The organism is Mycobacterium sp. RTGN4 (assembly GCF_033804635.1).
Taxonomy (GTDB): domain Bacteria; phylum Actinomycetota; class Actinomycetes; order Mycobacteriales; family Mycobacteriaceae; genus Mycobacterium.
Genome location: NZ_JAPZLB010000004.1, coordinates 1 through 12,040 on the forward strand (window position 1 = coordinate 1; position 12,040 = coordinate 12,040).

General features: G+C 63.7%; 10 protein-coding genes and 2 pseudogenes. 9 read left to right on the forward strand and 3 right to left on the reverse strand.

Annotation, left to right across the window (positions count from 1 at the left end; genetic code table 11):
- Nucleotides 1–174 precede the first annotated feature (174 nt).
- Nucleotides 175–1,200, forward strand: coding sequence for a tyrosine-type recombinase/integrase (locus tag SLQ30_RS09870; protein ID WP_319446104.1), 1,026 nt, complete (start codon nt 175–177; stop codon nt 1,198–1,200).
- 357 nt (nt 1,201–1,557) lie between these two features.
- Here SLQ30_RS09870 and SLQ30_RS09875 read toward each other — a convergent pair whose 3' ends face one another.
- Nucleotides 1,558–2,163, reverse strand: coding sequence for a TetR/AcrR family transcriptional regulator (locus SLQ30_RS09875; RefSeq protein WP_319446105.1), 606 nt, complete (start codon nt 2,161–2,163; stop codon nt 1,558–1,560).
- Between the two features lie 82 nt (nt 2,164–2,245).
- Here SLQ30_RS09875 and SLQ30_RS09880 point away from each other — a divergent pair, with 82 nt between their 5' ends.
- Genes SLQ30_RS09880 through SLQ30_RS09890 form a run of 3 tightly spaced genes read left to right on the forward strand, consistent with a single transcriptional unit; the run spans nt 2,246 to nt 4,544 of the window.
- Entirely contained in the window at nt 2,246–3,022 is a 777-nt protein-coding gene (locus SLQ30_RS09880) for an SDR family oxidoreductase (protein WP_319446106.1), read from the forward strand.
- A gap of 13 nt (nt 3,023–3,035) precedes the next feature.
- Nucleotides 3,036–3,470 carry a nitroreductase family deazaflavin-dependent oxidoreductase gene (locus SLQ30_RS09885; RefSeq protein ID WP_319446107.1) on the forward strand — a complete coding sequence of 145 codons (435 nt, stop codon included), beginning with the start codon at nt 3,036–3,038 and terminating at the stop codon, nt 3,468–3,470.
- A gap of 51 nt (nt 3,471–3,521) precedes the next feature.
- Entirely contained in the window at nt 3,522–4,544 is a 1,023-nt protein-coding gene (locus SLQ30_RS09890; protein WP_319446108.1) for an NADP-dependent oxidoreductase, read from the forward strand.
- A 118-nt stretch (nt 4,545–4,662) separates the two neighbouring features.
- Here SLQ30_RS09890 and SLQ30_RS09895 read toward each other — a convergent pair.
- Nucleotides 4,663–5,231, reverse strand: a pseudogene (locus SLQ30_RS09895) (LppA family lipoprotein).
- Nucleotides 5,228–5,464: pseudogene (locus tag SLQ30_RS09900) on the reverse strand (hypothetical protein); the annotation flags it as partial. The pseudogenes SLQ30_RS09895 and SLQ30_RS09900, both read right to left, overlap by 4 nt.
- 99 nt (nt 5,465–5,563) lie before the next feature.
- On the opposite strand from SLQ30_RS09900, the gene SLQ30_RS09905 reads away from it, so the two are divergent.
- From SLQ30_RS09905 to SLQ30_RS09925, 5 genes are all read left to right on the forward strand, one after another.
- Complete coding sequence (locus SLQ30_RS09905) at nt 5,564–5,965, forward strand: hypothetical protein (RefSeq protein ID WP_319446110.1); 402 nt, start codon at nt 5,564–5,566, stop codon at nt 5,963–5,965.
- Between the two features lie 984 nt (nt 5,966–6,949).
- Complete coding sequence (locus SLQ30_RS09910) at nt 6,950–7,732, forward strand: TnsA-like heteromeric transposase endonuclease subunit (protein ID WP_319446111.1); 783 nt, start codon at nt 6,950–6,952, stop codon at nt 7,730–7,732.
- A complete protein-coding gene (locus SLQ30_RS09915) occupies nt 7,729–9,792 on the forward strand; it encodes a Mu transposase C-terminal domain-containing protein (RefSeq protein WP_319446112.1) in 2,064 nt (687 codons plus the stop codon). Before SLQ30_RS09910 ends, SLQ30_RS09915 begins: the two co-directional genes overlap by 4 nt.
- 87 nt (nt 9,793–9,879) lie before the next feature.
- A complete protein-coding gene (locus SLQ30_RS09920; RefSeq protein WP_319446113.1) occupies nt 9,880–10,800 on the forward strand; it encodes a TniB family NTP-binding protein in 921 nt (306 codons plus the stop codon).
- Complete coding sequence (locus SLQ30_RS09925; protein WP_319446114.1) at nt 10,787–11,836, forward strand: hypothetical protein; 1,050 nt, start codon at nt 10,787–10,789, stop codon at nt 11,834–11,836. The genes SLQ30_RS09920 and SLQ30_RS09925 overlap by 14 nt, the downstream gene beginning before the upstream one ends.
- The last annotated feature ends 204 nt before the right edge of the window (nt 11,837–12,040 follow it).

The following is a 12,040-nucleotide window of genomic DNA, read 5'->3' on the forward strand; positions in this document are numbered from 1 at the left end:
AAAGTGATGGTGTCAGCCATAGGTCACAGCGTACTACAAATTGTAAGACAGTGGCGGCGTTGTCGGGTATCGCTGGAATACGACTGAATCGAATACGGCGGGTTACCGGTACCTCTGCCATTCTTGAAGTGTGACCGACAGCCATCACCCGCTCCGTCTTCGCTCCATCGCGACGTGAGTATCGCAGCAGCGGAGGGTGATCCGTTCCCGGGCTGGTTCACCGACTTCCTCAACGACCGTCAGACGCGAAAGCCTTCGGCGCACACCATGAAGGCCTATCGTCAGGACTTCATTGCGATCGCGCGCCTGGTCACCGACGGCGAGCCGTCGCATCTCGGGGTAACTGACATAACGAGAGAGTCGATGCGGACGGCGTTCGCCGCCTACGCGCGTGATCACGAAGCTGCGTCGATTCGCCGATGCTGGTCGACCTGGAACGTGTTGTGCACCTTCCTCTACACCGGCGAACAGCTGGCCGCCAACCCGATGCAGCTGGTCGGGCGACCCAAGCTGGCCAGGCCTCTCCCCAAGGCCCTCCCCCGCGCGGCAGTCGAAGCGCTGCTCGAGACCGTCGCGCAGGACCAGGCCTCCGAGCGCCAAACTGACTGGGCTGAACGTGATCTCGCAATCATCCTCGTCGCGCTACTGGCTGGCCTACGCGCTGAGGAGCTCCGCCAGGCCGACATCGGCGATATCCGCACCACCGACCACGGCGGTGGCGTCATCCACGTCAAGGGCAAAGGCGGAAAGGAGCGCAGCGTGCCCATTGAGGGTGAACTACTTTCAGTCATCGAGGCATATCTTGAGAGCCGCGCTACCCGCTTTCCCAGCACCACAAAGCACAAAGCAAACGCTAGCGGTCCTCCTTTATCGTGGTGGCCCACGCGTTTTCCGCTGTTCGTCGGCCGAGACGGTGACCGGATCACTCGCGGCACCCTGCAATCACGCATTAAACGAGCATTCAAGCGCGCGGGCCCCGATGCGCAACCCGTTCCCGGTGCCCTGGTGCACGGGTTGCGCCATACGTATGCCACCGAACTGGCTGGCTCTGACGTGAGCGTTTACGCACTGATGAAGCTGCTCGGCCACGAATCCATGACCACGTCGCAGCGGTACGTCACAGCTGCCGGCACTGAAACCCGGAGTGCCGCAGCGCGGAATCCTCTGTACGCATTGATCCCCGATGAGTCCAATATCTAGCAAGACGCGCCGCCGCGGCCTAGCTTGCGGCGCGTATGACGCCCCCCGTGGAGCGGGTTTCGCGACAGTGGAAGTGACACAATGGTTTTCGCTGGATGCGCCTTTCCGAGCTGTCCTCGGGCTTCGATCTCTGAGTCGTCCGAACGTAAATTCCGCATCGTCGTTGTTGTGCTCGTCGCATTGTCGGGACTGTACGACGGGCGTCGAGGAATGCCGGCGAATCGGGTTCACGTTCGCGACTCGGCCGCGACGCTGCGCTGGTTGGCGCGGTAGGTCAATGAGTGACCCGTTCGACCGCACTGAGCGGCTCGAACGCAGTGGTTTAGATCGCGGCTAGCGCACCCCCGTCGACAGCGCTCAGGTCGCGGTCCAGGGCAGCGCTTCTAGCGCCAGCGCTGCCACCGCTTCGAGTTTGCTGCGCCCGGTGCCATCGCGGGCTTGGGAGGCCATGCCCTGCATGGTCACGCTGGTGAATATCGCCAGTGCGGAGGCGTCGGTGTCGGTAGGCAGTTCACCGTTGTCGATCGCCAGGCGGATCAGTCGTTCGAGCGCTTCCAGATCGTTGGCGCGCTGCGTCTGCAATGCCTGCCGGACCTCCGTTGTGCTGCAGTTGACGGCGGCGCTGATCACTAGGCATCCATGGGGCAGGTCGGGACGGGTGTAGTTCTCGGCCGCCTCGCGCAACATGCGTGCCATACCCGCCTTGAGGGTGGGCTCCTCCAGTAGAGCTTTGGCGATGAAGGCGTGGTGCTTGCGGCTGTATTCGTGTACTACCTCGTCGAACAGTTCGCGCTTGCTGCCGAAGGCCGCATACAGGCTGGGGGCGCCCACGCCTGTTGCCGCGGTGAGGGCGGCCATGGAGGTCGCCTCATAGCCGCGCTCCCAGAACAGCAGGAGCGCCTTCTCCAGCGCCGCGGCCCGGTCGAATTCCCGCGGGCGTCCCCGCGGTGTCGTTGTCGTCACACCCCCATCATATATGTAGCGATCGTTAGACAAGCCTGCTAGCGTCCCATTGTGTAACGATCACTAGAGAAAGGTGAGGCCGATGGGAGCACTCTCGGACAAGACAGCGCTGGTCACCGGTGCGAGCCGAGGCATTGGACGCGGAATTGCCGAACGACTGGCCCGCGACGGCGCCCTGGTTGGGGTGCACTACGGCACCAACCAGGCCGCCGCCGCGCAGACGGTGGCCGCGATCGAGAACGCCGGCGGTACCGCGTTTGCGGTGGGCGCCCCGCTGGGAGGGGACGGAGACGCCGAGGGGCTGTGGGCCGCCTTCGACACCGCGGTCACGGAGTTCACCGATCACCCAGGGGTGGACATCGTCGTCAACAATGCCGGCGTCGCCGTGTACAACTCCATCGGCGACGTCGGCGAGAAGGACTTCGACGAGGTGTTCGCGATCAACACCCGCGCACCGTTCTTCATCGTGAAACACGGGCTGCCGCGGCTGCGCGACGGCGGCCGGATCATCAATATCTCCACGTCGGCCGCGACGCGGATCGCCTCACCAATGACGATTGCCTACTCGATGACCAAAGGCGCGATCAACGTCATGACTCACACGCTGGCCCAAGAACTCGGACCCCGCGGCATCACCGTGAACGCGATCGCGCCCGGCGTCATCGAGACCGAGCTCACCGGCTGGCTGGCAGACCCCACGATGCGGGAACAAGCCGCCGCCTGGTCCGTCTTCGACCGGCTCGGAAGCCCAGATGACATTGCCGATGTCGTGGCCTTCCTGGCCTCGCCGGACGCCCGCTGGGTTACCGGCCAGATCGTCGACGCCAGTGGCGGAACCCTGCTGGGCGCAAAGTTCTAGGAGCCCACAGACCATGACACTGTCAGATGAGTACGCGCCCAGCCGGTTTCACGAGATCCGCGACCAGGTCGCACTCTATGAGGCCACCGACGGCGGTCAAGGAGGCACCCTGCGAGGCAGACCTGTCATCATCCTGGCCCACCGGGGAGCCAAGACCGGCAGACTGCGTAAGACCCCGCTGATGCGCGTCTCCTATCAGGACGGCTACATCGCGGTCGCCTCCTACGGCGGCCACCACACCCACCCGGTCTGGTACTACAACCTGCTCGCAAACCCCTTAGTAGAGGTGCGCGACGGCGCAGCCACCAAAACGATGCGGGCTCGCGAAGTCACCGGCGCCGACAAAACCGGCCTGTGGAGGATCGCCGACGCGGCTTGGCCACACTTCGCCGACTACCGCGCCAAAACCGACCGAGATATCCCGATGTTCGTCCTACAAGCCCCCTGAGTCCGTACCACCCACCCGCCCCGCTCAATCGACCATCTTAGGAGGATCCGCATGCCCGTCTCCAGCCGCGAATGGCACCTTGCCACCCGCCCGATCGGACAACCCAAGCCCACCGACTTCGCCTGCATCACAACAACAGTCGCCGACCCCGGACCCGACCAGATACTGGTCCGCAACGATTGGCTGTCCGTCGATCCCTACATGGTCGGGCGACTCAACGCCGGAAAGTCCCGACTTTCTGACATCCCACCCTATGAAACCGGCGAGGCCCTCACCGGCGGCGCAGTCGGCACGGTGATCGCCTCACACGCCGACACTGTGCCAGTCGGGGCGATCGTCTCGCACTTCCTGGGCTGGCGCGAATACGCCCTGCTGCCCGCCAACACCGTTCAGGTCGTCGACACCGCCCCCGTCCCGGCCCAGTCCTATCTCGGCGTGCTCGGCGTCACCGGGCTCACCGCCTACGCCGCGCTCACCGTGATCGCGCCGGTAAAGGCCGGCGACGTCGTGTACGTCTCGGCCGCCGCTGGCGCCGTCGGATCCGTCGCCGGCCAGATCGCCAAACACCTGGGCGCCTCCAGAGTCATCGGCTCAGCGGGTGGCCCCGACAAGATCCGCCGGCTTGTCGAAGACTTCGGCTACGACACTGGACTGGACTATCGCGCCGGCAATCTGCCCGCACAATTGGCTACCGCGGCACCCGGAGGTATCGACGTCTACCTCGACAATGTCGGCGGCGATCATCTCCAGGCCGCACTCGGCGCAATGAACGTCGGCGGGCGCATCGCCTTGTGCGGCGCGATCTCCGCCCTAAGTGACGGCCCGCTGCCGCCGGGCCCGAGCAACTTGCCACTGGTCATCGGGAAGCGACTTACCCTGCGCGGCATCAACGTCGCCGACCACTACGACCTGCTCGCCGACTACACCGAACACGCGATCGCCTGGCTACAAGACGGCTCGCTGGGCAGCCAAGAGACCGTCGTCGACGGCATCGACAACGCCGTCGAGGCGTTGCTGACGATGATGGGCGGCGCCAACACCGGCAAGATGCTCATCCGGCTGCCACCGGCCTGACGTCAGCGAGAAGCGATCGTGTATGAAGAATCTGAAGAAGGGGTGCTCATATCGTCGGCGCCAGCCATCTCGGTCGAGGTCGGCGACAATTTCACTGACACCAGCGCTATCGCCGCAGTCATGACGCGGGTTTCTTCCTGTCTTGCGGAAGGCGGCAACCGGTATAGCCCGAAACCACCAGATTTCCCTGGTAGGCAATCTTTACGAATATGCCGGTCGGGCCATAAAACCCAACACCGTGATTAGACGGTCCATCCTGCATGGCCTGTTCATCGGTCGCACCAAGCTTGGTCGTGATGCTCTCGCAGCTGCCAAGATCGCTGTCCAGTCCGCCTCGGACACGGCCACCGCAACCGCAACCTGATCGGGGAAGAAGTAGCGCTTGCCGTCGGTCTGCTCGTATGGGGTTTCGCAGTTGTCGGCGGAGCCCTGGTGCGGTGTCGACAATTCGACTGACGGGATGAGTTTGCTTCCCGCCGTGGTGATTTCGTCCATCGCGCTTTGCACCTGCGTCTTGGTGTCCTCGAGTGACGGCAAGGCCTCCAGCTGTTCGAGCGCTTGGGCCGCTTGAGTGGATGGTGTGGGCGGGTAGGGGTCGGACACGTTGCATCCCGTCATGAGCAGGGCAAGGACAGCCACACACGCGGTGGCGCTACACATCCGGACGTCCGTCACAGCTGGACTCATTTCTGCCGGATCGCATTGTCATCGAGACCGGCGATGACGGCGGCGATGTTGTAGTTGGTCGTGTGTGCGGTTCCATCGTGCATGAAGCGCGGGTAGCCGCTGTGCCCCTGAGCGCCACCAAGGGTGAGCGTGCCACCGCTGCCATCCGGCACCATCGCGGGACCGGTGGCCAGATGGGTGAAATTGGGATTGGTCGCCGGGTTGGGCCCGAACTGCCCGGCACCGGTCAGATCCGGGCTTCCAGACCGCCACAACTGAAATTTCACCCCCGGGCATCGGACAGGTTGTCGGTGGTGAGTGGTTCCATTGGAACGACCGCGAGCGGAGGACACATGTGGGAAAGCGCCGGTATCGACACCGATCAGACGAATGAACAGGATCGCCACGCACTCGCGCGGCTCCTTCAAGCCCGCGGCGAGCAGCATGCAGCAGCCATCGTCGCCGTGTCGGGCTATCAGGACGTCTGCGTGGACAACTGGGACGGCGGGCAATACGAGGCGGTCTTGGCCGTACCACCCGAACTATACGACCACGCCCGCAATGAGTTCGCCGTGGCGATCGACAAGGCCTGCGCAGATCTGATCGGCGAAGAACGCTACCGCGGCCTCGTTGTCACGTTGCGGCGGACTCCTGTCGATCCGGATTGGGTCGCCGGGATCGTCCAGGCGCTACGCCCCCGGTGGGTGCCATCCGAACGGAGCGACGTCGCCGAACTGGATCCGGCACAGGCCTAGCCGACGAACGTCTCAAGGAAGCCCGCGGACTGCGCAAGAACGTGGCGATGCACGACGCCCCGCCCACTCGAGCAACTGACAACCGCACTCGCCGGCACGCCCTCACGCTAACGCGCATCCAGAAGCCCTGTTGCACTTGTGCTTCCACGGATCTGTTTCTCAACCCAAGGTGGTCACACCTGCACGGCGTGGCAAACTAGCGACTGCCGTGTTGGGGCGAATGTCGGCGCTGCGAGTTCGCATCCAGAAAATGGGTGCTGTGCTCTGTACAATTTGAGTTTGCTAGCGGGACATCCGAGTATTTGTAGCCTATAGGCAACATCGCTCAGCTAAGGCTCACGTTGCACGTCGCTTTCGTCTATCGGCGCGACAAGATTCAAAGTTTAACCGTCTCGCACGCGCCAGGTATGCAGTAATTCTGAGCAGCATCTATGCCCTGAGGAAGACGGGGCTGGCGTGAGGAACAGCGACCCGTCTTCTGCACCGAATCTGCCGGCATATAGCGCCGATCGCGGATCGGTCGCCAAGTCCTTCGTTCACAGTGACCGTCGGCGCTCGCAGATAGCTGAGCATCTTGTCGAACGTGCTGGAGTGTGCTGGACTAACCAATAGCTAGCACCCCCTAGCGACTGCCCAGTAGCGAGCAGACATCCACCCCAGGACGCCCAGGACATCTGTTCACTCGATGGGGGCGGCAATGCACCGGTCTGCGCACTTCACCGCGGAGGAGGACGGGAGGACACCTGACCAGCATCGAATAGCACTGTGCGGCAACCCAAATCCGTTGCCCACGTCCAGATACTGAAAAAGCCGGGATAGTAGCCCGGCTTCTTCGGTGCGGCCCACGAGCCGCTTCGCGTCGTCATCCCCACTAGGAGTAGACATGTCTATTTCAGACTGCTCAACGCAAGTTGTCAAGCCTCGGGACCGCAGACCCCGCGCCGTGGGCGGCTCACCGGCCGACGACGCCGAACGGTGCGGATCGTGACGGGCGCCGCGATGGCTTCCGCAGGCGAACGGTTGCCGGTCAACGCGGCGCCGTACACGATGATCTTGTACGAGGATCCCAGCGGCCGCCGCGTACGGTCACGCATCGTCCCCGAGCTTGCCGCAGTACGGTTCGAGCAGTCGGCGCCCATCCGTAGATTCCCGGCGTACCCCGGTCGGCGTTCTCACCAAGGCCGATACTGGCTTTCGCGGTCGGGCGCACACGTGCAGTTCGAGTCGCGTTTCGAAATGACTGCCCTGATGGTGCTCGACTTCGAAGGCCAGGCGGTAGCAGTCAGCTCGAACCCGTTTTGGCTGCTGTGGCCGCGCGGATCTGACCCACAACGCCATGCACCGGACTTCTTCATCCGCCGAACGGACGGGTCGGTTCTGGTGATGGATGTCAAACCCGCGTCTCGGTTGACCGACAACGACCGCATCCAACATGCACGGACGCGCGCCGTCTGTGGCGAACTGAGTTGGGAATACCGAGAATTCACGAACATCGCAAGTCCGCTCGAGCGGAATCTGCGGCTGTTGTGCGGTTACCACCATCGCCGGTTCGGCCCGTCAGCAGCCATCCGTGACGCCGTGCTCGGTGAACTACGTTCCAGTGACGTCGAGGCCATGCGACTCGACACTCTCATCAATACCGCTTGTGCGCGAACGGGGTTGCACGACGGCGTGATTCTCTGCGGCGTCTATCACATGCTGTGGTGCGGCGAGCTTCAGGTCGACCTGAACTACCCGTTGACCTGGGATACGACGGTGCGGGCATGATCGAGATCACCGGCGGCGACCTCATCGGCTTCCGAGGCAGCACGTGGCAGGTCCGGGGATCCGACGGCTGTCTTCTCACGTTGGTGTGTCTCGACGACGGCAACGAGCTCACGCTTCCAGTTGGGGTGGTGCTATCGGACGACACCTTCGTCGAGCCAGATTCGGCGGCACCGAGTGTCGCCGATCAGCGTCTGCTCGACCTTCTCACACCACACCGCCGACGTGAGGCGGAGTTCTGGCATGACCACATGTACGAGGTCAAACACGGAATCCCATTGCGGCACATCGGCATCATCGCTTCGGCACCACCCATCACGACGATCGAGTCGCGTCTTGCGGCCAAGCGTACGGAACTGAGTCGCATCGGCGTTCGCGTCTCGATGACCACGATGTGGCGTAAGTGGCGGGGGTACACCAAACGCGGAGTGATCGGCTGCGCCGACCAGCGCGGGATGCCCGGTCATGTCCGCCTGCCGGCGGTCAGTGAGGTCGTCAGCCAGACCCTGCGCACGGTGAAAGCCGAGTTCGTCGACAAATCGACCCCCACCAAGAAGCAGATCATTCAAATCGCCGAACGTCGGCTCTTCGCTGAGGACGTCGCCGTGCCCTGCAGGTCATCGATGTATGACCTGCTCGACAAGCTCGACCGCGGCGAGCACCTCACCGGCGACGCCACGTCGCGCCGCAGCCACGCCACCAGTCCCGACCGGGCATTCGGCACGATCGTGGCCCTGTTCCCCGGCGAAGAGGTACAGCTGGATTCAACACCGCTGGACGCCATGGTGTTGATGGCCGATGGACAGATCAGTCGCGTCGACCTGGCCGCCGGCATCGACGTCGCGACGCGCAGCATCACCGCCGCCGTGCTGCGCCCCAACGCCTGCAAGACCGTCGACGCGCTGGAACTGCTGTCGAAATCCATGATCCCCCAGCAGATGCTGCCGGGCTGGCAAGAAAACCTTGCCATGGCGCGCAGCTACCTACCCGAGGTGATGGTCGGCGACGACGACATCAGCGCCAAGCTTGCCAACAAGCCCGTCATCGACGTGCGCGGGGTCGTCGTCGACCGCGGTCGAATCTTCGTCTCGGACACGTTTGTGCGGGCTCTGGAAACCCGCGGCATCCACCATCGCCATGCCCCGCCCTACACACCCACCGCCAAACCGCACGTCGAGCGACTCATCAAGACGATCGGCGACGACTTCGTCAAATGGATCCCCGGTTACAAGGGCCGCTCCGTCGCGCACCGAGGTCGACACCCCGAGCGCGACGCCGTGTGGCCGCTGCCCATTCTCCAAGCCCTGCTCGACGAATGGATCATCACCGTGTACCAGAACAGGCCACACTCGGGAGTCACGCTCGCCGCAGCGCCACGAATGAAGCTCTCCCCCAACGCCATTTACCGCGCCCTCACCGAGTCCTGCCCAACCGCGGTCCGAACGCTGACCCGCAACGAATGGATCGGCCTGCAACCCTGCCGGTGGAGGGTCATCAACCGTTACGGGATCAACCTGTTCAGGTTGGTCTACGACGACGACTCTGCACGGTTTCACGATCTGCGGCGATCGAAGTCCCCCAACCGCAAGAACAACGGTAAGTGGGAGATCCGCTACGACCCCAACAACCTGCTACAGATCTGGGTGCGCGACGTGTCGGTCACCGACAACGGCACCGGCCAGCAGGTCTACCAGGACAACGGGTGGATCGAGTGCACCTGGAAACTGGCCAAGTTCACCACGATTCCGTTCGGCGTCGACGTGCTGCGCGCGATCCGCCGCGAACTCGGGACCCACATGACTGGCAAGCAGGTACTCGATCGCGCGGAGGCCATTCATCGCCAACTACTGGGCGGTCCCGGTTCGACGACACGTCATCAGCTCTCCCGCGCCGAGACGACCGCCGGACGATCCAACCTCACCCGCCGAGAACTCTGCTCCCCACCAACCGATGCCGCCGAGCCTGATGCGCCCAACACTGCACCACAAGCGCCGTCGACGGCTCCATCTGCCCACACCGGCGTCGAACCACTGCGTGCCCTACGTCTATCCGAAAGCTGGTGACCCATGGCCTGCCCGACCACCAAAGAAGAATGGCGCGAATACTGCACCCACGAAGCGACACCCGATTCGCAGCGACCGTCACTGAGCATGGAACAGCTCAACGCGCTATCTCCGACGCGACGATCGACCTACAACGAACGGCGCATCGACTACCTCAACGAGGAACGGGTCTTCCCCACCCGCGACCTGTCCAACATCTTGTCCATGGCCAGAAAACTGCTCCGTAGCTCGCGAACGAAGAAGTTCGTCGCCCGACGAGGAATACGTGTCTCCGGCGATGCCCGCATCGGCAAGTCCACCGCAGTCATGGCAGCAGGTAAACGCATCGACGCCGAGCTACGCCGCGAAAACAGGCGCGACCGCGATCTGTCCTACCTACCCGTGGTCTACACGACGATCGCCACGGCGAGCACACCCAACAAACTCTGGGTTCGCCTTGCCGACTTCGTCGGCGTACGCGAACTTCGGGGCCGCAACACCGACGAACGACTCGTCGACCTCGCGCACCTGTTGAAACACCTCGGAACACGATTCGTCATCGTCGACGACGTCCAACGTCTCAACACCGACCACCAGTCCGGAGCCGAAGTCGCCGACACATTGAAGGTGTTCGCCGAAAACCTCGACGCAACCATGCTCTTCGCCGGAATATCCCTGACCACGGCTCCCCTATTCACCGGTGAGAACGGCGCACAATGGCGCGCACGCACCAAGCCCGTCTACATGCGCGACTACGAGCTGAGCAACGAGGCCGACCACCGCGAGTGGTGCCAGCTGATCGCAGCCTACGAACGCACACTGCCCTTGCCGCTTCACGAGCACGGACTGCTGGAGCGCAACGCCGACTACCTGTATCACCGCACCGGTGGCTCCATCGCCTCGCTCAGCGATCTGATCACCGACGCCGCCACCGATGCCATCGATCAGGGGGTGGAAGCGATCACGCTGGATCTGCTCGACGCGGTCGCCGTCGACGACGAACACCGAGGACACGATGACCACCAATAGACACCGCGTCCACACCCGTCACGGCCTCGAGGCGCACCACGAGGACGGCGATGCCAACGATCCCCTCGACTATCTCGTGACGCACCGTGCTCTGCCCGTCCGCGTCCGGCCGATGACCGCGGAAACCGTTACCAGCTATGCGCGCAGAATCACCGAACGCAACTATCTGCGGCGCGGACTGCTGCCCGCACTGTCGCGGCGTCACCCCTTCCTGCCCGTACTGTCCACCCTGACCGGGTACACCGAACGCCACCTCGTCTCCGCACTACCCGAACTACGAACACCCAGCATTCTGCGGGCCTGGCCGCACCTCTACGGCGAGGTTTCAGCCCGCCCTGGAACTCGGCCAGCATGCACACTGTGCGTCGCGTCCCGCCTCGGAACCAACGAGGCCGTGATGGTCTTCGCCAGCCACGAACAACTGATCTGCCCCACTCACTACCGTTGGCTGGGCACCGGGGACATCACGTGCACTCGAGCACGGCAATTCTCCATCGCATCGTGCCCGGAGATCTCCAGCGCCAATCTCACACACCGGCTGCTGGTGAAACGTTGGGGACGCGGACCGACACGCGCAACCTTCATCGACGCCGTCATCTGCCTATCGACGTGGAGCCGCTGGCCGGCAGTACTTCGCGCACCCGACATCCAAAGGCGACGGCACCTACTCGGAATCACCGAAGACACCCCGCCTGTGCCGCCCGAAGAGGTCGCGGCCTGGTATCCCAACGCAGTGTCGTTGACTGGGCTCATTCTGGATCAGCGCAATCAGATCACCAAGGCACGGTGGCTGACCCCCGACGTCGTCGTTCACAGCGTCAAACGCCTCCAGGACGAAGTCGTCGCCGGACTATCTCCGGGCGGCGCGTGGGATCCCTACCGTCGCGCAATCGTCAGTGAGCGCCTCGAGCCAGACACCGAAGTCGAATGCCGACCGCAACCACCGACTCCGGGCACACACTCCCGCCTCCCGCCGCCCGATGCCGCCGCTGCTCTCGGCCGCCTGCAACGCGAAGACGAGACCCGAGACCGGTAACTGCACAACGTGATCGGGGCCCCACCGCATCCTTCCCCAATCGCCGGAAGGGCCGAGACATAGCGCTGGACCGCCGGGGGCCCAGATTCACCGGCAGCCTGGCGCTTCGCGCTGTCCACGAAGGGGCTCGAGGAGGCTACGTCGCTCACCCTCGCCAAGGAAACGGGCGGCGACAGAGGCACGGCCTAACCCGAGGACACCTCC